At 72.1% G+C, this 25418-nt stretch carries 20 protein-coding genes; 13 read left to right on the top strand and 7 right to left on the bottom strand.

Going from position 1 to position 25418, the window contains the following annotated elements:
* Nucleotides 1-45: 45 nt before the first annotated feature.
* The 4 genes from A8713_RS31575 (at nucleotide 46) to A8713_RS31560 (ending at nucleotide 3698) form a co-directional block, all read left to right on the top strand.
* A complete protein-coding gene (locus A8713_RS31575; RefSeq protein WP_079159214.1) occupies nucleotides 46-441 on the top strand; it encodes a hypothetical protein in 396 nt (131 codons plus the stop codon).
* Nucleotides 442-499: 58 nt separating this feature from the next.
* Nucleotides 500-1177 (top strand): hypothetical protein, encoded by a 678-nt coding sequence (locus A8713_RS31570; RefSeq protein WP_064537126.1) that lies wholly within the window; start codon nucleotides 500-502, stop codon nucleotides 1175-1177.
* A gap of 670 nt (nucleotides 1178-1847) precedes the next feature.
* Entirely contained in the window at nucleotides 1848-2813 is a 966-nt protein-coding gene (locus A8713_RS31565) for an amidohydrolase family protein (protein ID WP_064537125.1), read from the top strand.
* Between the two features lie 9 nt (nucleotides 2814-2822).
* Nucleotides 2823-3698 (top strand): SDR family oxidoreductase, encoded by an 876-nt coding sequence (locus tag A8713_RS31560; RefSeq protein WP_064537124.1) that lies wholly within the window; start codon nucleotides 2823-2825, stop codon nucleotides 3696-3698.
* A 74-nt stretch (nucleotides 3699-3772) separates the two neighbouring features.
* On the opposite strand, the gene A8713_RS31555 is transcribed toward A8713_RS31560, so the two are convergent.
* Nucleotides 3773-4744, bottom strand: a complete 972-nt coding sequence (locus tag A8713_RS31555) for an SDR family NAD(P)-dependent oxidoreductase (protein WP_064537123.1) — start codon at nucleotides 4742-4744, stop codon at nucleotides 3773-3775.
* Nucleotides 4745-4897: 153 nt separating this feature from the next.
* Between A8713_RS31555 and A8713_RS31550 the strand changes: the two genes are divergently transcribed.
* Together A8713_RS31550 and A8713_RS35030 are read left to right on the top strand one after the other, a co-directional pair.
* Nucleotides 4898-5392 (top strand): TetR/AcrR family transcriptional regulator, encoded by a 495-nt coding sequence (locus A8713_RS31550; protein WP_237305592.1) that lies wholly within the window; start codon nucleotides 4898-4900, stop codon nucleotides 5390-5392.
* A gap of 54 nt (nucleotides 5393-5446) precedes the next feature.
* The gene (locus A8713_RS35030; RefSeq protein ID WP_443069754.1) at nucleotides 5447-5863 is read left to right on the top strand and encodes a GyrI-like domain-containing protein; all 417 of its coding nucleotides are present in this window, start codon (nucleotides 5447-5449) and stop codon (nucleotides 5861-5863) included.
* 40 nt (nucleotides 5864-5903) lie between these two features.
* Here A8713_RS35030 and A8713_RS31540 read toward each other — a convergent pair whose 3' ends face one another.
* Nucleotides 5904-6353, bottom strand: coding sequence for an ATP-binding protein (locus tag A8713_RS31540; RefSeq protein WP_237305511.1), 450 nt, complete (start codon nucleotides 6351-6353; stop codon nucleotides 5904-5906).
* A gap of 143 nt (nucleotides 6354-6496) precedes the next feature.
* Between A8713_RS31540 and A8713_RS31535 the strand changes: the two genes are divergently transcribed.
* From A8713_RS31535 to A8713_RS31525, 3 genes are all read left to right on the top strand, one after another.
* The gene (locus A8713_RS31535) at nucleotides 6497-6877 is read left to right on the top strand and encodes an STAS domain-containing protein (RefSeq protein ID WP_173860940.1); all 381 of its coding nucleotides are present in this window, start codon (nucleotides 6497-6499) and stop codon (nucleotides 6875-6877) included.
* Nucleotides 6878-7316: 439 nt separating this feature from the next.
* Complete coding sequence (locus tag A8713_RS31530; RefSeq protein WP_107440751.1) at nucleotides 7317-11591, top strand: HAMP domain-containing protein; 4275 nt, start codon at nucleotides 7317-7319, stop codon at nucleotides 11589-11591.
* 37 nt (nucleotides 11592-11628) lie between these two features.
* The gene (locus A8713_RS31525; protein WP_107440750.1) at nucleotides 11629-14073 is read left to right on the top strand and encodes a SpoIIE family protein phosphatase; all 2445 of its coding nucleotides are present in this window, start codon (nucleotides 11629-11631) and stop codon (nucleotides 14071-14073) included.
* A gap of 344 nt (nucleotides 14074-14417) precedes the next feature.
* On the opposite strand, the gene A8713_RS31520 is transcribed toward A8713_RS31525, so the two are convergent.
* Nucleotides 14418-15584 (bottom strand): Dyp-type peroxidase, encoded by a 1167-nt coding sequence (locus tag A8713_RS31520; protein WP_064537120.1) that lies wholly within the window; start codon nucleotides 15582-15584, stop codon nucleotides 14418-14420.
* An 87-nt stretch (nucleotides 15585-15671) separates the two neighbouring features.
* Between A8713_RS31520 and A8713_RS31515 the strand changes: the two genes are divergently transcribed.
* Complete coding sequence (locus A8713_RS31515; protein WP_173860939.1) at nucleotides 15672-17012, top strand: NosD domain-containing protein; 1341 nt, start codon at nucleotides 15672-15674, stop codon at nucleotides 17010-17012.
* A 7-nt stretch (nucleotides 17013-17019) separates the two neighbouring features.
* Here the strand turns inward: A8713_RS31515 and A8713_RS31510 are convergent, their stop codons facing one another.
* The 3 genes from A8713_RS31510 to A8713_RS31500 all read right to left on the bottom strand — a co-directional run bounded on the left by A8713_RS31510 (nucleotide 17020) and on the right by A8713_RS31500 (nucleotide 21882).
* Entirely contained in the window at nucleotides 17020-17700 is a 681-nt protein-coding gene (locus tag A8713_RS31510; RefSeq protein WP_064537841.1) for a hypothetical protein, read from the bottom strand.
* A 232-nt stretch (nucleotides 17701-17932) separates the two neighbouring features.
* Nucleotides 17933-20350 carry an SdrD B-like domain-containing protein gene (locus A8713_RS31505; protein ID WP_064537840.1) on the bottom strand — a complete coding sequence of 806 codons (2418 nt, stop codon included), beginning with the start codon at nucleotides 20348-20350 and terminating at the stop codon, nucleotides 17933-17935.
* Between the two features lie 617 nt (nucleotides 20351-20967).
* Nucleotides 20968-21882: an MBL fold metallo-hydrolase gene (locus tag A8713_RS31500; RefSeq protein WP_064537119.1), complete on the bottom strand. Its 915-nt coding sequence runs from the start codon at nucleotides 21880-21882 to the stop codon at nucleotides 20968-20970.
* A 359-nt stretch (nucleotides 21883-22241) separates the two neighbouring features.
* Here A8713_RS31500 and A8713_RS31495 point away from each other — a divergent pair, with 359 nt between their 5' ends.
* The 3 genes from A8713_RS31495 to A8713_RS31485 are packed head-to-tail and all read left to right on the top strand — an operon-like array spanning nucleotide 22242 to nucleotide 24514.
* Nucleotides 22242-22451, top strand: coding sequence for a hypothetical protein (locus tag A8713_RS31495; RefSeq protein WP_064537118.1), 210 nt, complete (start codon nucleotides 22242-22244; stop codon nucleotides 22449-22451).
* Complete coding sequence (locus tag A8713_RS31490) at nucleotides 22438-23886, top strand: Asp-tRNA(Asn)/Glu-tRNA(Gln) amidotransferase GatCAB subunit A (protein ID WP_064537117.1); 1449 nt, start codon at nucleotides 22438-22440, stop codon at nucleotides 23884-23886. The genes A8713_RS31495 and A8713_RS31490 overlap by 14 nt, the downstream gene beginning before the upstream one ends.
* Nucleotides 23887-23896: 10 nt before the next feature.
* Nucleotides 23897-24514, top strand: a complete 618-nt coding sequence (locus tag A8713_RS31485) for a TetR/AcrR family transcriptional regulator (RefSeq protein ID WP_107440749.1) — start codon at nucleotides 23897-23899, stop codon at nucleotides 24512-24514.
* Nucleotides 24515-24555: 41 nt separating this feature from the next.
* On the opposite strand, the gene A8713_RS31480 is transcribed toward A8713_RS31485, so the two are convergent.
* Nucleotides 24556-25317, bottom strand: coding sequence for an SDR family oxidoreductase (locus A8713_RS31480; RefSeq protein ID WP_064537115.1), 762 nt, complete (start codon nucleotides 25315-25317; stop codon nucleotides 24556-24558).
* Nucleotides 25318-25418: the final 101 nt, after the last annotated feature.

Genomic DNA, 25418 nt, shown 5'->3' with positions numbered 1-25418 from the left:
CGCTGTAAGAGCACCAGCAGCAGGAACGGACGGCTGAAATTCACCATGAGTGACGGACGAGCGAACAATCCGCGCTTCGACGAGCGACTCTCCTTCACCCCCGAGCCGGGTGGCCCGGTCGACTACGCGAGCACGGCCGACGGCCCGGTCCAGTACGTGGAGGTCGTCGACGGGCAGGGCACCCTCGGCTATCTGTGGTTCCAGGACGCGTCCGACGCCGCCGACTTCATTCCGCGTGCCGACCGGGGTGTCGAAGGGATGAAGGCGGGAGTGGAGTGGGGCCGCAGGCTGCGCGCCCACAAGGAGAGCGGTCTTACGCCGTCGCGAGCCGTCGCCGAACTCTCGGCCGAGACCGCTGTTCCTGCGGGTCACGTCGCTCCGGGGGGCCCGTCCGAGGCCGCGAGCGACTCCGCCCTGCGGGCTCTCGCCCGCGGCCGGTGACCCCGCGGTCTCCGGCCATCGCCGGCGGACGCCTCACCAGCCCCCCAGCGGACCTCTCATGAGAAACGAGATCACCTTCGGGCCGGATGCCTCGCCGTTCAAGTCCCCGCTCGTCAAAGCGGTGTTCAGGGACGTGACCCCGATGCACGTCTCCCGGTCGGCCGCGTGGACCGCCGCGTCGGTGACGCGGACAGTGCTGACGGAGATCATCGACGGCGCGAGGAGAGCGGCGGCGGAGGAGGCCCGGAAGAAGCTGGTTCCGGGCGACCTTCTCGCGGCGATCGACCGGAACGTCGAGCTTGAGGTGGGCACCGACTGGTACCACCACAGCCCGACGTTTCGGGGTCTGACCGGTGTCCTGTACGACGCCGAGGGTGTCGTCGTACCTTCTCGTCAGCGCCGCGGGCCGCGCAGACCGAGTGCTGTGGCCGGCGCCCACAGGTTCGAGGCCGGGATCAGGAGGCTGCTGCGGAGCCGAGGGGTGACGGCCGTCCCGGCGATGGTCCGCGACCTGGACGGCATCGCGAGCGTGTTCCTGACGGATCTCGCCCGGGACGCGGCCAGGGTCGTCCGCGGGGGTTCCCTCCGGGCCCCGGCCGACCGTATCGGGGACGGGCGGACCATCGGCAGGGATGACGTGCTGACCGCCACCACGATCCAGTTGTTCGGTGGCGCTCTCAGGCAGCAAGCCCTCGCCGGGGCAGGCGTGACGGCGCGGGACACTTCGGTCGGCTGAGCGGGAGCGGGAGCGGGTGCGGGTGCGGCGCGGGGGTGGTGCGACCGATGTCGCCGCCCGCACCCCCACCTGGTGCTGCCGACCGGGCAGTTGAGACGTTCTCCCATGGCCTCCTGTGCCGACTCGGATCGTTCCGCGTCCGGGACGTAGGCGGGCAGGGCGGCGTGGCTGTCGCGCACGACCTCGCCGCCGTACTCGAACCTCTGCCGCTCGTAGCTGGCGACCGCGGAGAGGAGGTCCTGACGGCTGGTGCGACCACCCGGATGGACAGCAGGGTGCTGTTGTCCGGGTCGGCCTGTTCGATGAGCGCCCGCAGGTCCGGGTGCCGGCCCGGCAGATCCGCGACCAGTACCTGAGATACCCCGGAGTCTCCCGGGCCGCGCTGGGCATGGTCCCGACCAACCACCTCCGGAACCGGGCACGACCGGTTCGAGTTCACCCTCGGAATGATGGTCGACAACCTCCCCCGGTCCCGCCTGAAGTGACGTGGCCGCCTGGATCACCCTCACTTGACACCCGTAACCAACAGGCGTTCACTTAATTCACCAACACTTGTTCAGTCATGTGGTCGACAAGTGTGCACCGAAGAGAGGGGCGTCATGCGCATCGCAGTGCAGAAGAACGAGGCAGCGCGCGGAGAGCGGGTCCTCGTGCCGGTGGCGAGCCTCTGATGGGCGGCTACATCGCCCTCGAAGAGGCCATCGCCCTCCCCGGGCTCGCCGAGCGGCGGCCGCCGTTCCCCCCGCCGGACAACATCGCCCCCGAGTTCTACGCCGACATGGCCGCGCGGCTCCCGGACGTCACGGAGCTGCGGCTGCCGGACATGGATGCCAACGGCATCGCGATGCAGGTGCTGTCGCTGACCGTGCCGGGCATCGAGGCCGACGCCGACCCGGCCCGGGCGGTGGAGAACGCCCGCTACGTCAACGAGTCCCTCGCCGGGATCGTGGCGGCGCACCCCGGCCGGTTCGCGGCCTTCGCGGCGCTCCCGCTCCAGGATCCGGCCGCGGCTGTCATCGAACTCCGCCGTGCGGTGAGCGAGTTCGGGTTCAAGGGTGTTCTCGTCAACGACCATGTGCAGGGGAGGTATCTCGACGATCCGCTGTTCGACGCGGTCTGGGCCGCGCTGGCCGACCTCGGCGTGCCGCTCTATCTGCACCCGGGGATGCCACCGGCCGACTCGTGGCATGTGCTCTCGGGGCACCCGGAGATGGACGGCGCGCTGTGGAGCTGGCAGGCGACGACCGGCGGGCACGCCCTGCGCGTGGTGCTCTCCGGTGTCTTCGACCGCCATCCGAACGCGCGGATGATCCTCGGCCACGCGGGAGAGTTCCTTCCCTTCCAGCTCTCCCGGTTCGACTCGCGGTACGCCACGCTCACCCACCCACGCCCGCTGCGCCGCCTCCCGTCGGCGTACTTCGGCGAGAACGTGCTGGTCACGACCAGCGGTGTGCTCTCCCCCGCTGCCGTCGAAGCACTTGTGAGGGTGCTCGGCGCGGACGCCGTCCTGTTCGCGGTCGACTACCCGTACGAGCGGACGAGCGCCGCCGTCGCCGCTCTCGAGGGCGCCGCCCTCACACCGGCCGAGAAGGACAAGATCGGAGCGGGCAACGCCCGTCGCCTGCTGGGACTGTGAGGGGGCATCATGAAACTGTTCGTCACCGGTGCGTCCGGGTTCATCGGGTCCGCCGTCGTCCCCGAACTGCTCTCGGCGGGCCATCAGGTTCTCGGTCTGGCCCGTACGGACGCGGCGGCGGCCGCGATCGGGGCCGCGGGAGGGGAGGTGCTCCGCGGTGACCTCGACGACCTCGACGCGCTGCGCACCGGCGCCCGCGCGGCCACCGGCGTCGTGCACCTCGCCTTCGTCCACGACTTCGGCGACTTCGCCAAGGCCGTACGTACGGACCGTGCCGCGATCGACGCGATCGGTGCGGTACTGGCCGGAACGGGCAAGCCGTTCGTCGCCGCCGCCACCGTCCCGGCCGTCCCCGGCAGGGCCGCCACGGAGGAGGACGACCCGCAGGACACCGGGCCCCTGGCGGGGCGGGCCCAGAACGCGCGCGCCGCGCTCGGCCTGGCGGCGCGGGGTGTGCGTTCCGCCGTCGTACGGCTGCCGCACACCGTCCATGCCGAGGGCGGACGCGGAGGGTTCGCGGGTGCGCTCTTCGACCTGGCCCGGCGCGGCGGCGTGTCCGGCTACGTGGGAGACGGTTCCGCCCGCTGGCCCGCTGTCCATGTCCGCGACGCCGCCCGGCTCTTCAGGATCGCCGTGGAGGAAGCCCCCGCGGGCAGCGTGCTGCACGCCGTGCACGAGGAGGGCGTCACCCTGCTGGACACGGCGACGGCGATCGGACGGGCGCTGAGCGTCCCCGTCCGGTCCGTCGAGGCGGACGCGCTCGGGTTCCTCGGACACCTCGCCACCGTGGACAAGCCGGCATCGAGCGCACGCACGCGGCAGCGGTTCGGGTGGACCCCGTCCGGCCCGCGTCTGCTGGCCGACCTGGATCCTGAGGGCGCCTGACTCTGACTCGTCCCCCAAGGATGCGGTGACCGACCGAGAAGGCGAGGGTTTCCGCTTGCCGTGGCGCCGGGTGGTCAGAGGCGGAGCAGGTCGGTCGAGACCGCCCAGAGGCGCTCTGCGGTGGCGGGATCGAGCGCCCATTCCTTGACCCCGTGCGGGTGCTGTGCGAGGTCGGCGTCGTTCGTCACGATGCAGGCCTCCCGCCCGTCGTCGAGGTAGTGACCTCCGGAGCGCGCGAACTGCGGGGCGACGGCCGCGACGATGCTGGTGGCAGCCCCCTGCTCGACCGTCTTGTAGGTGAAGACTCCGGCGGCTTCGGCCGCGTCGAGCGACTCCTTCTGCCGTGCGGTGAGGTTCCGTTGCAGTCCCGTCGCGACACCGCCGGGGTTCACCGCGTTGGCGACGATGCCGTCGGATGCCCACAGCCGGCTCGCCTCGACGGCGAAGAGGGAGTTCGCCGTCTTCGACTGGGCGTAGGCGATCTGCGGATCGTAGTCGCGCCGCTCGAAGTGGAGATCGTCGAAGTCGATACCGGCACGCATGTGCGCCGTCGAGCTGACCGAGACGATCCGTGCTCCGTCGCGGTCGGCCGCTCCGAGGGCCAAGGCGCCATGAAGGCCGGTGGCGAGCGCGAAGTGGCCGAGATGATTCGTCGCGAATTGCAGTTCCCAGCCCTCAGGCGTGCGTTCGAGCCCGCCGGTGACCACGCCCGCGTTGTTGATCAGCAGGTGCAGCGGACCGTCCCACGCGTCGACGAACCGTGTGACGGCGGCCCTGTCGGCAAGGTCGAGCCGGACGACTCGGGGCCGTGTCCCGCCGGTCGACTTCCCGATCGTCTCGGCGACGGTGTCCCCCGCCGTCGTGTTCCGGACAGCAAGCGTCACCTCCGCCCCGGCGGCGGTCAACGAGCGCGCGGTCTCGATCCCGATCCCGGAGGAGGCTCCCGTCACGATCGCGCGGACACCGGTGAGGTCGACGCCCCGCAGTACCTCGTCCGCGGTGCTGGCGGCGGTGAAGGGCGTGGAGACGGGTTCGCGAGCGGTCATGGCTGCCACTATACGTACTGAGCTTAGTTTGTATAGTTGGACTATCGCTCGTAGGGTCGGTCCATGACCAGGTCCACGACCAGCTCCACCACCGGCGGCTCCCCGGCCGCCGTCGCCGACACCGACCGCCGGACCATGGTTCTGGACTCCGCCATGGTCACGTTCGCCCGATTCGGCTACCGGAAGACCTCGATGGAGGAGGTGGCGCGGGCCGCGGACATCTCCCGACCCGGGCTCTACTTCCTCTTCTCCTCGAAGGAGAGCCTGTTCCGCGCCGCCGTCACCCAAGCGCTGGAACGCGACATCGCAGCGGTCGAACACGTCCTGGGCGACACCGGCCGCCCTCTCGGAGAGCGCCTTCTCGATGCGTTCGACCACTGGGCCGGCCGCCACATCGGCCCGCTGGCCCGCGATGTGGCGGTGGTCATCGAGGACAACCCCGGCCTGCTGGGGGAGATCGCCGTGACCACGCCGCAACGCTTCGAGCAACTGGTCACCGACGCGATCGCCGCCGAGACGGGACAGGTGACGGCCCGGCAGATCGCCCAGACGCTGATCAGCGCCTCGACCGGCCTGAAGCACCAGGCGGCGGCACAGGAGTTCTATCTCGAACGGCTGAAGGTCGCCATCGATCTCCTGATGCGCTGAATACGCCCGCCTCTTCTTTTCGTTTGAAAAACCAGCGAGAACGAATTTTATACCTTGGTACCGTGGCCTCGACGCCGCTCGAAAAGAGGAGGAGAACGTGTTCACGGTGGAAGAAATACCGGAATTCCGTATCGCCTATCTGAGACGAACAGGCCCCTATGGGGAGGCGAACGGAATACAGATGGAGAAGCCGAAGTCCGCCACCCCGAGGTCCAGGCCGGTCATATCGCCGGTGGCCGCCACGCGGTCCTCACCACCGCGCACACCGCCGAGGGCCTCGCACACGCCTGGGCCGGCCTGTTCGACGGACTTGCCGCACAGTCCCTCATCTTCGACACCGCACGCCCCGTCCTCGAACGCTACCGGCCCGCCATGCTCGTCCGGCACCTGTGCGAGATCTGCGTCCCCGTTCTCTGGCCCGGCCGGCGGCCCGTATTCCCCGCGGGGGCAATCGGACAGACGTCGCCCTGACCCGGGACCCGCTCACAGGTGCCGGTGCCCAGGTGGGTTCCTAGCCGATGTCGTCGGCGAGGGCGAGGCGGGCCGTGACGCGTTTGCCGACCGGCTCGCGCTGTGCCGTGAACTCCTGGGCGACGGCCCTCACGATCTCCAGGCCGTGCTGCCCGACGCGGGCGGCGTCCGCGGCTCGGGCGACGGGCAGCACCGGATCGCAGTCCCACACCGCGATCTCGACCATGTCGCCGATGATGCGCAGGTCCAGCGCGGCCGGGCCGGGAGCGTACTTGCGGGCGTTGGTGACCAGCTCGCTCACCACCAGCTGCGTCAGATCCATCGCCCGCTGCGAGACGGGCAGACCGTGCTCGGCCCGCGCCCGGGTGAGGAAGTCGACGGCCAGCCCACGGGCGCGGGCGATGCCGGGGCCGTCCCCGTCCAACGCGGCCGTGGTCCTCAAACCCTGTCCGTCCGGCGTGATGCCGTCCTCGCCCACCGGCGCTGTCACCACTGCTGCCGTCCTCACTGACCAGATCCCGTCACGCGCGCATACCCCCGCTCGTGCGGAGCACGCCCCGCACCTTGTCGGCTCGTCCGCGCCGTGCGGGGCGGTACTGCCGGGCGAGGTCGCGGTGTGCCAGTATCACCCGCATGGCCGAAGGACACACGACAGACACCCAAGCCGCCGCCCAGGCACCCCAGCCGGTCGGGCTGTCGGTCACCGCCACCACCTGCGACGACGTCCGCGTCCTGACCCTGGCCGGGGAGATCGACCACGACACCGGCGAGACGCTCCGCCGGGCCCTGGAGGCCCCCGGACCCGCCCGCGTCGCGGTCGACATGCGGCAGGTCACCTTCATGGACTCCAGCGGCATCAACCTGCTCCTCAACGGCCACCACGCCGCCACAGCGGCGGGAGGCTGGCTGCGCCTGGCCGCCCCCTCCCCCACGGTGCTGCGCACCTTGCAGATCGTCGGCGTCGACGAGGTCATCGGCTGTCATCCCACCCTCCCCGACGCCCTGGACCGCTGACCGTCGCCGCGGCGTCTTGGGGCTCGCGGCGGCCGTCCGGCGCACGGCCGCCTCACACGTCACGCCGGAGACGCCGGAGCGACGCCGCCGGCCCGTCCTCCAAGTCGCCCGCTCCGACCGCCCCTCCGTGCCGCCGCTCTGCCGGGTGACTCCGGGGGATCTGGCCGGTCGGGCGCCCGGGTCTCTGGTCTAAGCTACGGAGTCGCGTTGCTCTCACAGAGCAGCACCGGGACTTTCAGGCAGCGGAAGCCCGGGTTTCGCGGCAGGTCCCTCGGGCCCGCCGGGGAACCGACACGTCGCGCGGAGTGTCCGCAGCGCTGGGGGCTGCCCTTCTGCTGAACCGGCATCGCGTGAACACACCCTCGGGGGTTCACGTGAATGATCCGTGCGTGCGTGGCCAAGGGGATTTCGGGCATGGACGAGCGGGACGAGGATGCGCATGACCAGCGAGGGGACCAAGGCTGTCGAGACCGTGCCGGACGCGCGGGAGCTGCGGCAGCTCCTGGCGGGTCTGACGGCCGTACGGGACGGTGACTTCGGCACCCGGCTGCCCGAGGACGCCGCCGGCCTCATGGGCGACATCGCGACCGTGTTCAACGGCATGGTCGATCAGCTGTCCGTGTTCACCTCCGAGGTCACCCGGGTGGCCCGGGAGGTGGGTACGGAGGGGACGCTCGGCGGGCAGGCGGAGGTGCCCGGGGTGTCCGGGACCTGGGCCGTCCTCACGGATTCCGTCAATGCCATGGCGGGCAACCTGACCACGCAGGTCCGTGACATCGCCCAGGTGGCGACCGCCGTCGCCAAGGGCGACCTGTCGCAGAAGATCGACGTCCCGGCGCGCGGCGAGATCCTTCAGCTGAAGAACACCGTCAACACGATGGTCGACCAGCTCTCCGCCTTCGCCGACGAGGTCACCCGCGTCGCCCGCGAGGTCGGCACCGAGGGCCGCCTCGGCGGCCAGGCCAAGGTGCCCGGCGTCGCCGGTGTGTGGCGGGACCTCACCGACTCCGTGAACTTCATGGCGGGCAACCTGACCAGCCAGGTCCGCAACGTCGCCCAGGTGACGACGGCGGTGGCCAAGGGCGACCTCTCGCAGAAGATCACCGTGGACGCCCGGGGCGAGATCCTGGAGCTGAAGAGCACCATCAACACGATGGTCGACCAGCTCTCCGCCTTCGCCGACGAGGTCACCCGCGTCGCCCGCGAGGTCGGCACCGAAGGCCGCCTCGGCGGCCAGGCCGACGTCAAGGGCGTCAAGGGCACCTGGCGTGACCTCACCGACTCGGTGAACTCGATGGCGGGCAATCTGACCAGCCAGGTCCGCAACGTCGCCCATGTGGCGACCGCCGTCGCCAAGGGCGACCTCTCGCAGAAGATCACGGTCGACGCCCGGGGCGAGATCCTGGAGCTGAAGACGACCATGAACACGATGGTCGACCAGCTCTCCGCCTTCGCCGACGAGGTCACCCGCGTCGCCCGCGAGGTCGGCACCGAAGGCCGCCTCGGCGGCCAGGCCGACGTCAAGGGCGTCTCCGGCACCTGGAAGGACCTCACCGACAACGTCAACGTGATGGCGTCGAACCTGACCGGACAGGTCCGCTCCATCGCGCAGGTCGCCACCGCCGTGGCCCGGGGCGATCTGTCCCGCAAGATCACGGTGGAGGCCGAGGGCGAGATCGCGGCCCTGGCCGATGTGATCAACACCATGGTCGACACACTCTCCGCGTTCGCGGACGAGGTCACGCGCGTGGCCCGCGAGGTCGGCACCGAGGGCCGCCTCGGCGGCCAGGCCCATGTGCCGAACGTGGCGGGCACGTGGAAGGATCTCACCGACAACGTCAACTCCATGGCGGACAACCTGACCGGCCAGGTGCGCAACATCGCGCTGGTGACGACCGCGGTGGCCCGGGGCGATCTGTCGAAGAAGATCGACGTCGACGCGCGCGGCGAGATCCTGGAGCTGAAGACCACCATCAACACGATGGTCGACCAGCTCTCCGCGTTCGCCGACGAGGTCACCCGCGTCGCCCGCGAGGTCGGCACCGAGGGCCGCCTCGGCGGCCAGGCCGAGGTGGAGGGCGTCTCCGGCACCTGGAAGCGGCTGACGGAGAACGTCAACGAGCTGGCGGGCAACCTGACCCGCCAGGTGCGGGCGATCGGCGCCGTGGCCAGCGCCGTAGCCGAGGGTGATCTGACCCGGTCCATCACCGTGGAGGCGTCCGGCGAGGTCGCCGAGCTCAAGGACAACATCAACTCCATGGTGGAGTCCTTGCGCGAGACCACCCGGGCCAACCAGGAGCAGGACTGGCTGAAGACCAATGTGGCGCGGATCTCCTCCCTGCTCCAGGGGCACCGGGACCTGCCGGTGGTGGCTGAGCTGATCATGGAGGAGCTGACACCGCTGGTGTCCGCCCAGTACGGTGCCTTCTACCTCGCCGAGGACGGGGAGCGCGGCCCCGAGCTGCGGCTGGTCGGCTCCTACGGCCGGGCCGAGGACGACATCCGGCCCACCCGCTTCTCCTTCGGCCGCTCGCTGGTCGGCCAGGCCGCCCACAGCCGCCGTACCATCGCCGTCGGCGACCTGCCTGCGGGATACGTCACCATCTCCTCCGGGCTGGGCCAGGCCGTTCCGCGTGCGCTGATCCTGCTGCCGATCCTGTTCGAGGACCAGGTCCTCGGCGTCATCGAGCTGGCGTCGCTCACCGCGTTCACGCCGGTCCACCAGGACTTCCTGGAGCAGCTGCGCGAGGCCCTCGGCGTCAACGTCAACACGATCGTGGCGAACGCCCGTACCGACGAGTTGCTGGAGGAGTCCCAGCGGCTTACGGCAGAACTCCAGGCCCGCTCGGCCGAGTTGCAGTCCCAGCAGGACGAACTGCAGCGTTCCAACGCCGAGCTGGAGGACAAGGCGTCGCTGCTGGCGGACCAGAACCGCGACATCGAGGCGAAGAACCTCCAGATCGAACAGGCGCGGCGGGAACTGGAGGCACGGGCACAGCAGTTGTCGCTGGCCTCGAAGTACAAGTCGGAGTTCCTGGCGAACATGAGCCACGAGCTGCGCACCCCGCTCAACAGCCTGCTCATCCTCGCCCAGTTGCTGGCGCAGAACCCCTCGCGCAACCTCACGCCGAAGCAGGTCGAGTACGCGGGCATCATCCACTCGGCAGGCAGTGACCTGCTGCAACTCATCAACGACATCCTCGACCTGTCGAAGGTCGAGGCGGGCAAGATGGACGTCACTCCCGAGCGGGTGCCGCTGGACCGGCTCATCGAGTACGTGGAGGCCACGTTCCGGCCCATGACCACGCAGAAGGGCCTGGAGTTCGACGTCAGCACCGCGGCCGGTACGCCCGCGGACCTGCTCACCGACGACTCCCGGCTGCGGCAGATCCTGCGCAACCTGCTGTCCAACGCGGTGAAGTTCACCGAGCAGGGCAGCGTGGAACTGGCCATCGAGTCCGCCACGGACGACGAGGTGCCCGAGGGGGTCGTACGCGGCGGCGCCGTCGTGGCCTTCCGGGTCAAGGACACCGGCATCGGCATCTCGGAGCAGCACCTGGAGTCGATCTTCGGCGCCTTCCAGCAGGCGGACGGCACCACGAGCCGCAAGTACGGCGGCACCGGTCTGGGCCTGTCCATCACGCGCGAGATCGCCCATCTCCTGGGCGGCGCCGTGGTGGTGGACAGCACGCCGGGCCGGGGCACCACCTTCACGCTGTTCCTGCCGGTGGCCCGGCCCGACTTCGACCGGCTGCCCCTCATCGGCCGTCCCGCCGAGCAGGCACCGGACGAACCGGCCGCTCTCGCCGGGCCGGTGGCCGGAACGGTGCAGGCCACCGGTCCGGCCCGGCAGCACCCGCGCCGGCTGCTCGTCGTCGAGGAGCGGTCCCGTGGGCTGCTGACCCTGGTCGCCGAGAGCGTGGTCGCGGACCTGTCCCGGCACAGCGCGGACGACGGCACCGCGCTGCCCGCGGTGGACGTCATCACCGCGGTGGGAGCGCAGGAGGCCGCGGGCGCCCTGGCGGCCAGGCCCTGCCACTGCGTCGTCCTGGACCTCGACATGCCCGAGGGCGAGGCGGACCGGTTCCTGACGGCGCTGCACAGCGACTCCGGGCTGACGGGTGTGCCCGTGCTCGTCCACGGCGGCCACCGTGCCGACGCGGGCTCGGGCGAGCTGCTGCGCCGGTACGGGGACGACGGGTCCGTGGAGTTCCTCTCCGGCCTGGACGAACTGCGCGAACGCATCGTCCTGCACCTGTCGGCCGAGGAACCCGGGGACGTGCTCTCCCTCGTACGGCCCGAGGAGCCCCATGACCTCGCGCCGCCTGTCGACGCGAGCTTCCGGGGCCGTACGGTCCTGGTCGTCGACGACGACGCGCGCAACCTCTTCGCGCTCAGCGGGATCCTGGAGATGTACGGCTTCCAGGTGCTGCACGCGGAGAACGGGCGCAAGGGCATCGACACCCTGCTCGGCAACCCCGGCATCGCGCTGGTGCTGATGGATGTGATGATGCCGGAGATGGACGGCTACACGGCCACGGCGGAGATCCGCAAGCTGCCCCGGTACGCCGATCTGCCGATCATCGCCGTCACCGCGAAGGCGATGCCGGGTGACCGGGAGAAGTCCCTGGCGTCGGGGGCGAGCGACTACGTCACCAAGCCCGTGGATGCGCACGACCTGATCGCCTGTGTCCGACGCTGGCTGTCCGCGTGAGCGAGCGAGCACCCTTCAGCCGAGGAGCATCCGCATCGTGAGCACCACCGAAGAACCGCACGGGCCGCGGGACACCGAGCACCGCCCGGAGCCGGTCGCGCCCGTCCTGCCGGCCGCCCGCGGCGCCTCGGCGCCGCCGGACGCGCCCGGCCGCGCACCGGCCTCGCCCGTCGGCAGGCTGGCCGCCACGGTGGAACGGCTGCGCCGCGAGGTGCGCAACGCGCAGGCGGAGGCGGAGGGCCGGGCCCTGGTCGAGATGGCCAAGGGCATCCTGGTCGAGCGGCTCGGGTGCGGTCCGGCACAGGCGGCCCGGCAACTCGCCGAGCTGACCGCGCAGGCCAGGATGACGACGCTGGAGTTCGCGGTCGAGGTCATCAACCAGGCCGCCCGGGACCGGGTGGCGGAGGTCACGGACGCCTTCCTGGCCGCCGCCGGTGGCGCGGTGGAGCGCGACACCGCCGCCGTACGGCTGCGGGCGGCCGAGAGCGGGGTGCTGGCGGCCGACGACACCCAGGCCGTCGCCGACTCCCTGCTGGAGCACGCGTTGCGTCCGCTGGGCGCGGTGGCCGTGGCCGTGTGGGCCGCGGGCGCCGACGGCTCGCTGACCCTCGTCGGCAGCGCCGGGTTCTCCCCGGCGGATGCCACCCGATGGCGGTACGTCCCGCCGGAGGTGGCGACGGTGGCGCGCCGCGCCCTGACCGAGCGGGCCGGGCAGTGGCTGCCTTCGCTCTCCGGAACGGGGCTGCCGACCATCGGCCGGCACGCGCACCCGGACGGCGGCCGGGTCGCGGTCCCCGCGGGCACCGGCGGCCGCATCCACGGCGTGCTGGAGATCGCCTGGCCCGAACCGCTCGAACCCCAGCCGCCGCAGATCGTCCGGCAGGTGGACGCCCTGGCCGAGCTGTGCGCGCACACCCTGGAGACGTACACGCTGCACCGGGACGCGGGACACGAGCCGGGGATCCTGCCGCCCACGGCCGAACTGATGGACCTGGCGGACGGGTTGCACGATCCCGCCCTGGTCCTGGTCCCGCACGTCGACGGCTCCGGGCAGTTGGTCGACTTCCGCATCCAGCACGTCAACAGCCGCTTCCTGGACCCGGCGGGCCGCCCCCGCGCGGTCGTCAACGGGGCGTTGCTGCTGGAGGCGTATCCCATGGCCGCGGGCAAGAGCGAGCTGTTCCAGCGGGTGGAACGGGTGTGGGCCACGGGCGAGCCGTTCCGGGCCCGGCGCATGCAGCTGATGTCGCTGGTCGACCAGGTGCCGCTGTCGACGGTCGCGGACATCAGCATCAGCCGGCACGGCACCAGCGTCCTGCTGCTCTGGCGCATCGAGGACGAGACCGCACGGCTGGCGAGCCTCCTCCAGCACGCCCAGCGCCTGGGCCGTATCGGCGGCTTCGAGGAGAACCTGCTCACCGGGGAGATCACCTGGAACGACCAGCTGTTCCACCTGTACGGGCGTGAACCGGCCGGTTCGCCGGTGCCTCTGGAGGAGTTGCCCCAGCACGCGCACTCCGACGACGCGGTGCCGCTCGGCAGGTTCCTGCGGACGGTGCTGCACCAGCGCAGGCCGGCCTCCGCGGCGTTCCGTCTGCAACGGCCCGACGGGGTGACCCGGCACATCCGGGTGGTCGCGGAACCGGTGCTGGACACCGACGGCCGGCTGTTCGCCGTCCGGGGTGCCTACCAGGACATCTCCGCCCAGCACTGGACGGAGGTCGCGCTCGCCGCCACCCGGGACCAACTCGCCCACACCGAGCAGCAGGCGACCGAGCGCAACCGGCTCACCCTGCAACTGCAGCACGCCATCATGCCGCCGACGCAGGCTCCGCTTCAGGTGTCGGGTCTGGAGATCGCCGTGCGCTACCGGCCGGCGGAGACCGAGCACCTGGTGGGCGGCGACTGGTACGACACCGTGGTACTGCCGTCCGGGCTGGTGCTGCTCTGCGTGGGCGACGTCGCCGGGCACGGCATCGAGGCCGCGACCAGCATGGTGGTGCTGCGCAACGCCCTGCGCGGGCTCGCCGTGACCGGGGCGGGGCCCGGCCAACTGCTGTCGTGGCTGAACATCGTGGCGCACCACCTCACAGGCGCGGTCACCGCCACCGCGGTCTGCGCGCTGTACGACCAGGACCGCCGCGTCCTGCGGTGGGCGCGGGCGGGCCACCTTCCGCCCGTGCTGGTCCGCGGGCCGGAGGCCGCTCCCCTGCCGCTCATCAAGGGCCTGCTGCTGGGCGCGGTGCCCGACGCCGTGTACGAGGAGGCGGAGCTGGAGCTGGCGTCCGGGGACACCGTGCTGCTGTACACCGACGGGCTGATCGAGCGCCGGGACCGGAGCGTGGAGGAATCCCTGGCCCACCTGCTGGCCACGGCCCTGACGGCGCCGAGGACGCTGGATCAGCAGCTCGACCGCCTGCTGACCTACAGCAAGTCGGACACGGACGACGACACCTGCGTCGTCGGCACCCGGGTGGTGTAGGCCGGGACGGCTGTCCCGCACACCTCCGGCGGCCGGCCTCCCGTGTGTGTGGTGCGTTCGGGCGCGTGTTTCAGCGTACGGGCCGGGGCCAGGGAGGGCGTCGCGGGCCGAGCGCGGTCAGGGCCGCCCGGTCGCGCGAGCCGCCCGGTCCGCCACCGCCACCACCTCTCCTCGTTCCTCGGCGGCCGTCCTGGGGCACGTCCCCGGTGGCCGCCGCCGCAGGCGCACCGGCGCCTGAACGGCGCGGCACCGGCGCCGCTCCCGAGGAGCAGCTCGAGGAGCGGCAGGGACGGTCCGAGCCGGTGGACGGGTGCGGTCCGGGAGAAGGCCGAGGCGCGCCGGGGTCAGCGTGGTCGGCCGAACAGCCGGGAACCGAGGGGGTGTTGGCGGTCGAAGCCCGGGAGGATGAGGAACGTCGCTCCGGCGGTCGTGGTGGTGAAGCGCAGCAGTGCGTCGGAGGTGTCCATGTGGGTGAGGGTGGCGGTGAAGGTCCGCAGGTCGTTCTGGAAGCTGATGAAGAGCAGGCCGGGTGCGGGGTCGTCGATGCTGTAGGAGCGGCGGAGCATGAGGCCGGTGCCGACCACGGCGGGGTTGGCCCTGCGCGCGTGGGCGTCCGCGGGGACGAGATAGCGGCCGTCCGCCGTCTTGGCGCCGAGGTCCGGACCCGCGGCGACGGGACCGCCGGAGAGGGGGGCGCCGTCGGCCCTGTGCCGCCCGAAGACCGCTTCCTGCTCGGCGACGGACAGCGCCGCGAACCGCGGCAGATCGAGTTCCATGCGCCGCAGCACGGCGAGGGTGCCACCGGCGACCTCGGGCGGTCCGGTCAGCCACAGGTCGCGCTGTTGTTCGGCGGCCGTGTGCGGGCCCACGATGCCGTCGATGAAGCCCAGCGGGTTGCGGGGCGCGGTGAGGCCGTTGCCCAGGGGCACGTCCGCACCGCGGCGTGCGGACTGCCGCCAGCGTTCGCGCAGGCGCGCCCCGGCCTGGTCCAGGAGCGCGGCGGCGGCGACCGGGAGGAGCAGCGCGTCACCGGCGCAGATCTGCATCAGCAGGTCGCCGCCGCGTGCCCGTGGGGCGATCCGCTCGCGGGAGAATTCCGGAAGGTCCGTCGCACCGGGCAGTGCGGCGCCGGCCGCCCGCACCAGGCGGGGGCCCACGCCGACGGTCACGGTGAGGTCGCCCGGCGGCAGGCCCAGCAGCCGCGGGTCGGTGCCCGCGACGAGGGCGCTCACGGTCTGTCCGAGTTCGGCCAGCAGCGGGCCGGGAGCCACGTCGGGGCCGAGGTCGGCCACCACGGCGAGCAGGTTGCGCTGGGCCGTCCGGGGAAGTGTGATGCCTGCCTGGTGGCGGCCCGCCGCCGGAACCGTCACGGGCGTGGCCGGTGCGGAAGGAGCGCCTCGGCCCGGCCGGGCCGGGTCCGGTGTGCACCCGGCGGTCAGCCCGGCGGCCACCATGGCACCGGTGACATCGAGGAACCTGCGGCGCGACGGGTGGGGGGCGGCTCGGCGCATGGAGCGAGGGTGCCACACCGAGAGCCCGCGCGCCGGTGAACCGCCATACTCCGGCGCGCGGTCGGGGCACCGTGCCAGACTGGGATCATGCCTCGATTAGCTCTTCGCGTGCTGGCGGCCGTACTGGGCACGCTGTCCCTCGCGGTCGGTTGCGGCGGTGGTGGCGACGGGTCGGACAAGGGGCGGCGGCCGGACGGTGCGCAGGTGACGATCCGGGTGCCCGCCGATGCCCCGACGATCTCCTCCGCGGTGTCCCTGGCCCGGCCCGGCGACCTGGTGCTGGTCTCCGCGGGGGTGTACCACGAGTCGGTGCGGATCGGCACGGCACGTGTCACGCTGCGCGGTGTGTCCCGGGACAAGGTCGTCATCGACGGCCGGCTGCGGCAGCCGAACGGCGTGGTCGTCGCGGCACCCGGGGTGGCCGTGCAGAACCTGACCGTGGAGAACAACACGCAGAACGGCGTCCTGGTCACCGGTTCGGCGAAGGCGGCCGCCGGGATGCCGGGGCGCAGCGGTGGTTACGACACCGGCGAGGAGCCCGTCACCTTCCTCAAGTCGTTCCTGGTCTCGTACGTGACCGCGACCCGCAACGGCCTGTACGGCATCTACGCGTTCTCCGCGCAGAACGGTGTCATCGAGCACTCCTACGCGTCGGGCGCCGCCGACTCGGGGATCTACGTCGGACAGTGCAAGCCCTGCCGCATCGTGGTGCGGGACAACGTCGCCGAGCTCAACGCGGTCGGCTATGAGGGCACCAACGCCGGTGGAGACATGTATGTGGTCGGCAACCGGCTGGCCGGCAACCGGGTCGGGCTCACCACCGACTCGGACCACCAGGAGAAACTGCTCCCGCAGCGAGGTGCCGTGGTCGCGGGCAATCTGATCGCCGCCAATCAGCAGACGGCCACGCCGCAGCAGGCCGACGGCGGGTGGGGCATCGGCGTCGGCGTCGACGGCGGCAGCGACAACGAGTTCACGCGCAACCGCGTCACCGGCAACAGCAGCGCCGGGCTGGTGCTGACCGCTTCGGCCGACCTGCCTCCGGTCGGCAACCGGATCGTGGAGAACACCTTCACCGGCAACGGTGTCGACGTCGGCTGGACGTTCCCCACCGCCACGCGGGGGCGGGGCAACTGCTTGCGGGGCAACGCCCTGCGTTCCACCGTGCCCGCACGGCTCGCGGAGGTCGCGGCCTGTCCGCGTCCGGCCGCGTCGCTCTCCCCCGCCGGCAGGTGGACGGCGCCGACGGCACCCGGCGGCATCCCGTTCACCGAGGTCGCGGCGCCGGGTCCGCAGCCGCAGTTCCCCCGGGCCGCCACCACGGGCGCCACCGCCGTCCCCGCCGTCCCCGCCCTGCCGAGGACGGCGGACATCCCGTTGCCGCCGGTGTCGCTGCTCGCCGCGAACGCGCGGGTGCGGGTGTCCTGAGCCGCGGCTACCGGCTCACGGCGGCTCCGGGCACCGGCGCGACGGGAACGTAGCGGTGGGTGTCGAAGTCGATGTCCACCGGCTGCGACTCCGAGCCCACGCTGACGCGGACCCGGTACATGGTGCCGTCCGGGCCGAGCCAGTAGCGCACGTCGCCCGCCGTGCCGGAGCGGTGCTCGGCGGCCGGCCCGGTCATGATGTCCACCCGGTGCCCGTCCACCTCGTCCCGGCCCTGCCAGGCTGCGCCGTTCTGCGGCAGCAGTTGAGCGTTGTCCGGCCGGTCGCTGCCCAGACCGAGCGCGATCGCCAGTGAGCTGTCGAGTGCGCTGCCGGACGCCAGCAGGGGACGGCGGTACCAGTCCGAGCGGGGCGGCACCGCGGGGGCGTACGCCGGAGCGTCCGCCATCGGGTGGACGGACACCGAGGTGGCCGTCCAGCTGATCAGCCCGTCGCTGGAGGTGCCGCGCCCGGTGCCGCGCACCACGCCGTAACCGGCCTTGCCCCGGTAGTCGACGGACGCCGTGACGGTCAGTGCTCCGGCGGTGCCCGGCACGGTGATCGTCATGGCGCGGCCGTGCGCCTGGTAGTTGCGGAACCGCGTGATCGCCAGCCGGTTCGCCTCGTCCGAGGTCAGGGCGCGCGGCCCGCCGGGGCCGGAGCCGCCGCCGGTGACCAGGAACCCGGCCACGGCGGCCACCGCGGCGACCGCCAGGCCGATGGCGGCGGCGACGGTCCGGCGTGTCCGCCGCCATCGGCGTCCTGTGGCCGCACCGTCCGGTGGAACCTGCCGTCCTGTCACGCTCCGGGTGCGGCTCGACGCTGACACTCTTCGCCTCATCCCTTCTTCGCTCGCGGCTGCCGCACCGCCGGGCGATCACGGCGTCGCCCGACGGTCGGCAGACCGCTGTCGGCCAGGTGACTCAGTGCTTGCGCAGGCGCCGCCGGCTCACGAACGCGACGACCAGACCACTGCCCACCAGCAGCCCGACGAGACCGATCAGCTGCGGCACCCCGGACATACCGGTGTGCGCCATCGAACCCGGGCCTGAGTCGGCCGGGGCCGGGTTGTTCGCGGGCGGTGCGGGGGACGGCGGCGCGGAGGCCGGCGGTGAGGCCGGGCCCGGCGACGGAGTGGAGGTCGGCGACGGAGTCGGGGTGGGGCTCGGGCTCGGTGCCGCCTTCGGGATGTACACCCCGGCGTCGATGGTGTGATCGACGCCCCCGGGCCTGTCCGGTGCCGTGACCGGTGCGCGGCCGTCGCACAGGGGGCCGGTGGTCGGCGGGGTCACATCGGAGTCGTGCGCGCGGTCGGCACCGGCCCGCGGGAGGGTGAACCTCAGCTCGCTCGCCGGGGGTTGCTCGGGCACCTGGCCGGTGTCCGCGGTGCACACGTCGAACCGGACCGTGTATTTCGCGCCCGGTGTGAGCTGGTAGTCGGCGCCGACACCGCCGAAGTAGTACTCGCCGGCGGCATCGGTCCTGGTCGTCGCGACCTGTTTGCCGTCCGCGTCCAGCAGGTCGATCGTCGCCCCCGGCAGCAGTACGTGCCCCGGGTCCTGGATGCCGTTGTGGTCGCCGTCGAACCACACGACGTTGCCGATCTGGACCGGGGCGTTCGCCGCGGCGTACGCGATGTCACCGAGTCCGCCCGCCTTGCCGAACCCGCCCTGTTCCTGGCTCACGAACTGGAAGCCGTTGGCGGTCGGGTTGTTGCCCGGTCCCTGACCGGTCGTGATGTCGTGGTACCCGGTCCCGGAGGTCGCCACGTGCACGACCGGGTCGAACTCCGTGCTGACGACCCACTGCTGCTGGGGGATGTAGGCCACCGAGCCCAGCGCGGTCTCCTGGTGCGCGTTGGCGTAGAAGTCGCCCGGGAAGTACTCGATGACACCGGCGCCCTGGCCGCCGCTGTCGGCGGGCGTGGCGTGGTCGGGGCAGCTTCCGGTGCCTTCCCACTGGTACTCACCGGTGGCGGTGGCGCAGACCATGGTGATGTCGCCGCCGGACATGCCGTTCTCCGCCGTGTCGTTCCCCGGGCGCGGGTCCAGGCCGCCCCAGCTGAGCACGTCCATGAACCGGTCGCGGAAGCCCAGGACCATGGAGCCGTCGCGGCCGAAGGCGAGGGAGGCCAGCTCCGGCTGCGGGTCGATGAAGACGCTGCCCGACTTCCGGTCGTCCCACGAGTCGGGCCGGGTGTTCCACGGGTTCCAGTGGGTGGCGATGTCGCCGGAACCGAAGACGCTGCCGCGTTCCTGCGTGAGCGGGTGGCTGAGCACCGTGGTGAACCGCCTGCCGTCGTAGACGGAGACGACGGCCTTCAGGTCCGCGCGCCGCTGTGTGCTCTCCGCGCTGCACACGCCGCCGACGTACAGCGTGTTGTCGTGGACCTGGAGACCGAACGGCCGCCAGTCGCCGGGGCTCGCGCACCCCGGGTCCGGGATCGGGACCGTCGCCCGGGGCGCCGCGGCGGTGGCTCCGGTCGCGTCGAAGCTCACCAGGCTGCGGGAGCGGAGGTTCACCGCGTAGAGCGTGGCCCCGTCCTCCGACAGGGCGAGGCCGCCGATGCTCTCCTTGCCCGGCGCGTCGGTGAATCCGGGATCCTTGATCAGGTGCGCGGTGTCGTGCCGTGTCACCGCGGCGTCCGGCACCTGCGCGAACAGCCGCGGCGCGCCCGAGCCGTCGACCGGCACCGTGTAGACGGCGCCCCCGCCCTGCGGGCCGTAGGCGGTGTACCGGCGGGCGAACGCGCTCTGGAACAGCCGGGTCCGGTCCTTGTCGTACGCCAGCCCGAACGTCGTGCCGACCTGGTCCTGCGTGGCCAGCGTGGTCGGGCACGCCGTGTCCGTGGGGCAGGTGCCGCGGACCTTCGTCCCGAACGCCACGAGCGCCCGCTCGTCGGTCCCGCCGGCGCCGTTGTGGACGGGCACGAAGTACCGCGTGTCCGGCAGCGCGTAGTCGGCCGGGTCCCACACCCCCGTGACCACCGAGGCGTCCTTGCCGTCCGACACGTCCACGAAGGACGTGAAGCTGTCGAAGTGGTTCTCCGCCGTCGACGCGGGTGCCGCCCTCAGATGGCCGTCGTACGGTGCCGGAACGCTGACGTCGACGCGGTAACGGCCGCCGCTCAGCACGTCCGAGGCGGGTACCACGACCTTTCCGGTGGCGTCCGTGACGCCGGTGACATGGTGTCCGGCGGGGTCGGAGACCTCGATCTTCATGCCCCGCTGGGGCACGTCCATCGTCGCGTTGAGCACGCCGGTGCCGAAGAAGTCGCGCAGCACCTCGACCGTCAGCGTGCCGTCGGCGGCGGCCGAGGACGGTGCGGACGTCGCTCCCACGGCGCCGCCCGCCAGTAAGAGGACCGACAAGCCCGTTCGCGCGAGCGGATCCCTGAATCTCCAGGCCGACCGGCGTGAGTCTCTTCCGACTCGTTTCATGGCATCACACTCCACGGAAAAGAAAAAAGGCCCACCGCTGTGGGGTGGGCCGCTTTGTGGTGAGCGTTCGGGATATCACCGGCACGCCGTAAGCATCGCGGGCGAGGAAAAGCGAACGTGCGTGCGCAGCCTTCGGCAGGCCTGCTCTGCGTCGCCGGTTCCCGCAGCTCAGTCACGTCGTCCTCGCCCCCGCCGCCGACCCGCCCGGCCTTCGTCGCGGGCAGCGCGCGATATTCTATGCACCGAAGTCTCGCCGCCACAGCCACATCCCTGAAATCCGCCGGGACCGCGAGATTCACCGAGCGGCGGGGAACGACACTCGGAAAAATGTGCGACAGCGCCACGATGGCCGGATCCGGCCAGTATCGAATATCAAACGCCCGTACGACATTTCCGGGAAATGGCCCCCACGCAGGGAGATCGGCCGGGCGGCGGATCCTGTCGCCCGACGCCACCTGACCCGCGGCGGGGCGGACCGCGTGGCGGGTGGCCGGTCGTCGTCGGTCGTCGGTCGTCCGTCAGGGCCCGTCCGCGGGCACGGGCGAGAGCCGGTATCCGCCCTCACGGAGGACGACACGGCCGGCGGTGGGCGATGCGAAATGCGTGCCCAGTACGAGTGTGTCGGTCCCGGCCAGCGAGGCGAGCAGTGCGCGGCGCGTGGTCTCGGACCGCCGCGGGTCGATGTCGACGCAGGCGCCGATGCCGGGGTGGGCGAACTGCACCGGGTGGTGGACGCAGTCGCCGGTGATCAGCGCCGTCCGGTCGCGGCCGGTCAGCTCGACGGCGATATGGCCGGGGGTGTGGCCGGGGGTGGGCAGCAGGCGCAGACCCGGGACGACGTCGACGCCCTCGGCCGGGATGTCGACGAGGTCGAGCAGTCCCGCCTCCTCCACCGGGAGCACCGAGTCGCGGAACATCTGCGCGCGCGCCTCCTCCATGTCGTACCCGGCCCAGAACTCCCGTTCGGTGCGGGAGGTCAGGTACCGGGCGCGCGGGAAGGTCGGAGTCCACTCGCCGTCCGCCTCCCGTGTGTTCCAGCCGACGTGGTCGGCGTGCAGGTGGGTGAGGATCACCAGGTCGACCGAGTCCGGAGGGAATCCGGCGGCGGTGAGGGCCCGGAGGTAGTCCGTGTCCAGGTCGTGCCAGGCGGGGTTGGCCCGTTCCTTGCCGTTGCCGATGCCGGTGTCGACCAGGACCCGCAGGCCGCCGAGGGTGAACGCGAAGCTGTGGCTGTCGAGGCGGAGGGTCCCTTCGGCGTCGGCGAAGTGCGGGCGCAGCCAGTCCTCGGCGGTGACGAGATCCGGGGTGGCGCCGGGCAGCAGCCAGGCACCGGTGGCGGGCGGCAGCGGGATCTCGTCGACGCGGTGGACGGTGACGTCACCCAGGGTCCAGGAAGGGGCGGGGGCCGGTCGGTCGGCCGGTGCGGTGCTCATGGTCGCTCTGTCCTTCGGTTCTCGTCCGGTTCTTGTCCGGTTCTTGTCCGGTTCTTGGTCCGGTTCTTGGTCCGGTTCTCGTCACGGCAGGCAAGTCGCCGGTGCGCGGGCGGGCCGGGCTTCCCTCCCGCCGGCCTTCGGCGCACGGAAGTCCTGCTCTTAAAGCTATGGGTTTGCGTTAGGTCACGGTAGCGCCTACGGTGGGCTAACGCAAAGATTTCGCTTTTGGTGTCGGAGTGCGCGCTTCGCCGCTCCGCTCCGGCGCGAAGGCCGCAGCCCACACGGACTTCATTCCGAGCGACCTTCAGCCCAGAGCGACCTTCAGCCCGAGCATCCTTCAGTCCAAGCAGAGGAGATCCATGCCCTTCGGAGACATCACCCCGTCCGAAGCGGCCCGCTGGGCCGCCCGCGGCGGGCTCCCGCTGCCGGCCGACCGCCACGGCGCGGTCGCGGCCACCGCGAGCCACATCCACTCCGTCGTCGCGGTCCTGCGCGAGCTGGACTTCGGCGACACCCCGCCCGCCCCCGCCTACCGAGCGGCGCAGGAGGCGCACGATGCAGCCGTATGAACTCTCCCTGACGGCTGCCGCCGCCGCGATCAGGTCCCGGCAGCTGTCCCCCGTCGAGCTGACGGACTCCGTCCTGGACCGCATCGCGCAGCGGGAGCCGCACCTCGGGGCCTATGTCACCGTCACCGCCGAGCGCGCCCGCGCGAGCGCACGCGCGGCCGAACGCGAGATCGCGGCAGGCCGCCACCGCGGGCCGCTGCACGGCATCCCCATGGGCGTCAAAGACCTGATCGATGTCGCGGGCGTGGCGACGACGGCCAGTTCCCGGGTCCGCGCGGGCCACCGCGCGCAGGCCGACAGCACGGTCGCGGCGCGCCTGGCGGAAGCCGGTGCGGTCCTGCTGGGCAAGACACACACGCACGAGTTCGCCTACGGCCTGACCACCCCGCAGACCCGCAACGCCTGGGACCAGGGCCGGATCGCGGGCGGCTCCAGCGGCGGGTCCGCCGTGGCCGTCGCCGCCGGAACGGCGACCTTCGCGCTGGGCACCGACACCGGCGGTTCCATCAGGGTGCCCGCCGCGCTCAACGGAGTGGTCGGCCTCAAGCCGACGTACGGGCTCCTGCCCCGCCGCGGCGTCACGTCCCTGTCCTGGTCGCTGGACCATGTCGGCCCGATCACCCGCACCGCCGGGGACGCGGCCCTGGTCCTGGCCGCGCTGACCGCGCACGATGCCCGCGATCCCGCCTCCGTTCCCGCACGGGCACAGGCACAGGCACAGGCCACGGACTACCGGCCGGACGCGGGGACGGACCTGGCCGGTCTGCGCGTCGGTGTGCCGCGCACCTACTACTTCGACCATGTCGGTCCCGAGACCGAGGCCGCCGTCCGGCTTGCCGTCGACCGGCTCCAGGCCCTCGGGGCACGTCTCGTCGAGGTGGAGATCCCCATGACGCGCTACATGCAGGCCACCCAGTGGGGCCTGATGGTGCCCGAGGCCACCGCGTACCACGAGGACACCCTGCGCACCGCTCCCGAGCTCTACCAGCCCGATGTCCGCATCCTTCTCGAGGCGGGCGAACTGATGACCGCCGGGGACTATCTGCGCGCACAGCGTTCCCGCACCCTCATGCGACAGGAGTGGGCCCGTCTGTTCCGGGACGTCGACCTGATCGCCGCCCCCACCGTCCCGATGACCGCCGTCAGGGCCGGCGAGGAGACCGTCACCTGGGCCGACGGCACGGTCGAGAGCGTCTCCGACGCCTATGTACGCCTGTCCTCGCCCGCCAACATCACCGGCATGCCGTCCCTGTCCGTACCGGTCGGCCAGGACGCGGCGGGGTTGCCCGTCGGCATGCAGCTTCTCGGGCGGCCGTTCGAGGAGGACGTCCTCCTGCGGGTCGGCCACGCCTACGAGCAGACCCGGCCCGCCCGCGCTCCCGCACCGGGCCGCGCGGCTCGCCGGACGCCGCCAGACGCAATGATGTCGCTTTAAGCTGGTGCGTATGAGCAGGCAGATGGTACGGCCCGGCGGGCGCAGCGCCCGGGTCCAGGCATCGGTGCACGCCGCTGTGCGCGAACTCGCCTCCGAGGTGGGCCGCGACGCCCTGACGGTGCCGATGATCGCCCAGCGCGCGGGCGTGACGCCCTCGACGGTCTACCGCCGCTGGGGGGACCTCCAGGAACTGCTGTCGGACGTGGCGGTCGAGCGTCTGCGGCCCGAGACCGCGCCCGGGGACCACGGCACCCTGTCGTCCGACCTGACCGTCTGGGCCGAGCAGTTCCTGGACGAGATGTCCTCACCGGCCGGCCGCGCCTACGTCCGCGACGCCCTGCTCGGCGACCCGGACGGCGGCAACGCCGGCCAGTGCTCCGCCTACGCCGCCGAGCAGATCGGAGTCGTCCTCGGCCGGGCGGCGGAACGCGGGGAGGAGACACCCGGCGTCGAGACGGTCGTCGACCATGTCGTCGCCCCTCTGATGTACCGCATCCTCTTCCGCCCGGACGGGCTCGACACCGCGTACGCGCGCCGGCTCGTGGCAGCGGTCCTCGGTCCGGCCGACGGGTCCGGACCGGCCGGTGGGTCCGGGCCCGCGCATGCCGGGCGGGACGGGGCGGCCTGAGGCGCCTCTGTCACGGAGGCCGCCCGATCGGGGCGACGGGGTCAGCCGCGGCGGCCGGGCAGCATGGTCAGCGCCTGGGAGCGCCGTGCGACGAGGTCGTCGTAGGTGCCGTCGCGCTCGGCCCAGCGGTGCGCGAGGGCGCCCTGCACGAGGATCTCGTGCGGGGTGGGGTCCTGTGCGAGCAGGCGCATGGCCTCGGTGGCGAAGCCGTCCAGGGGCAGGGCGTGCGGGTTCACCTTCTCCTGGCCCGCTGTGGCGACGGCCGGGGGGACGAGTTCGACGACGCCGACGCCGGTGCCGTCGAGCTGTGCGCGCAGTGCCTCGGAGTAGGCGTGCACCGCGGCCTTGGAGGCGGCGTAGCTGGGCATGGGCGGGAAGGGGAGGAAGGCGATGCCGGAGGTGACGGTGACGAAGGTGCCGGAGCCGCGCCGTACCAGGTGCGGGGTGAAGGCGTCGATGACCCGGATGGTGCCGAGCAGGTTGGTCTCGATCGTCGTCGCCGCCGTCTCGAAGTGCGCGGGATCGCGCAGGTCCTCCAGGAGCATGACGCCCGCCATCGTCACCACCGTGTCCAGCTCGGGGTGACGGGCGAGCACGGTGTCACGGGCGGATGCGACGGAGGCGCCGTCGGTGACGTCGACGCGGATCGTGCCGAAGCCTTCATCGGCGAGTCCGGCGAGGGCCCGCGGGTCGCGGCCGCCGACGGCCACGGTGCTGCCCGCCGCGGCGAACCGCCGGGCGAGCTCGCGCCCGATGCCGGAGGTTCCGCCGACGACGAGAACGGTGCGGTCGGAGAGATCCACTGGGTCTTCCCTTCGGAAGGCGCCGCCGGTGTCCGGTGCCGCGGCGCGGACGGTGGTGTTCGCTGTCCGCCTCGAACCGGTGCTTCCGGTACGAGACAGCA

The sequence above is a fragment of the Streptomyces sp. SAT1 genome (assembly GCF_001654495.1).
Lineage (GTDB): Bacteria > Actinomycetota > Actinomycetes > Streptomycetales > Streptomycetaceae > Streptomyces > Streptomyces andamanensis.
Note: the sequence above shows the minus strand (reverse complement) of the source record. Positions and strands in the feature narration are given on the sequence as shown.

What these genes read in the sequence shown, in the direction of transcription:
- A8713_RS31575 (WP_079159214.1), top strand. Translation starts at nt 46, where the DNA reads ATGAGTGACGGACGAGCGAACAATCCGCGCTTCGACGAGCGACTCTCC.
- A8713_RS31570 (WP_064537126.1), top strand. Translation starts at nt 500, where the DNA reads ATGAGAAACGAGATCACCTTCGGGCCGGATGCCTCGCCGTTCAAGTCC.
- A8713_RS31565 (WP_064537125.1), top strand. Translation starts at nt 1,848, where the DNA reads ATGGGCGGCTACATCGCCCTCGAAGAGGCCATCGCCCTCCCCGGGCTC.
- A8713_RS31560 (WP_064537124.1), top strand. Translation starts at nt 2,823, where the DNA reads ATGAAACTGTTCGTCACCGGTGCGTCCGGGTTCATCGGGTCCGCCGTC.
- A8713_RS31555 (WP_064537123.1), bottom strand. Translation starts at nt 4,744, where the DNA reads ATGACCGCTCGCGAACCCGTCTCCACGCCCTTCACCGCCGCCAGCACC.
- A8713_RS31550 (WP_237305592.1), top strand. Translation starts at nt 4,898, where the DNA reads ATGGTCACGTTCGCCCGATTCGGCTACCGGAAGACCTCGATGGAGGAG.
- A8713_RS31535 (WP_173860940.1), top strand. Translation starts at nt 6,497, where the DNA reads ATGGCCGAAGGACACACGACAGACACCCAAGCCGCCGCCCAGGCACCC.
- A8713_RS31530 (WP_107440751.1), top strand. Translation starts at nt 7,317, where the DNA reads ATGACCAGCGAGGGGACCAAGGCTGTCGAGACCGTGCCGGACGCGCGG.
- A8713_RS31520 (WP_064537120.1), bottom strand. Translation starts at nt 15,584, where the DNA reads ATGCGCCGAGCCGCCCCCCACCCGTCGCGCCGCAGGTTCCTCGATGTC.
- A8713_RS31515 (WP_173860939.1), top strand. Translation starts at nt 15,672, where the DNA reads ATGCCTCGATTAGCTCTTCGCGTGCTGGCGGCCGTACTGGGCACGCTG.
- A8713_RS31500 (WP_064537119.1), bottom strand. Translation starts at nt 21,882, where the DNA reads ATGAGCACCGCACCGGCCGACCGACCGGCCCCCGCCCCTTCCTGGACC.
- A8713_RS31495 (WP_064537118.1), top strand. Translation starts at nt 22,242, where the DNA reads ATGCCCTTCGGAGACATCACCCCGTCCGAAGCGGCCCGCTGGGCCGCC.
- A8713_RS31490 (WP_064537117.1), top strand. Translation starts at nt 22,438, where the DNA reads ATGCAGCCGTATGAACTCTCCCTGACGGCTGCCGCCGCCGCGATCAGG.
- A8713_RS31485 (WP_107440749.1), top strand. Translation starts at nt 23,897, where the DNA reads ATGAGCAGGCAGATGGTACGGCCCGGCGGGCGCAGCGCCCGGGTCCAG.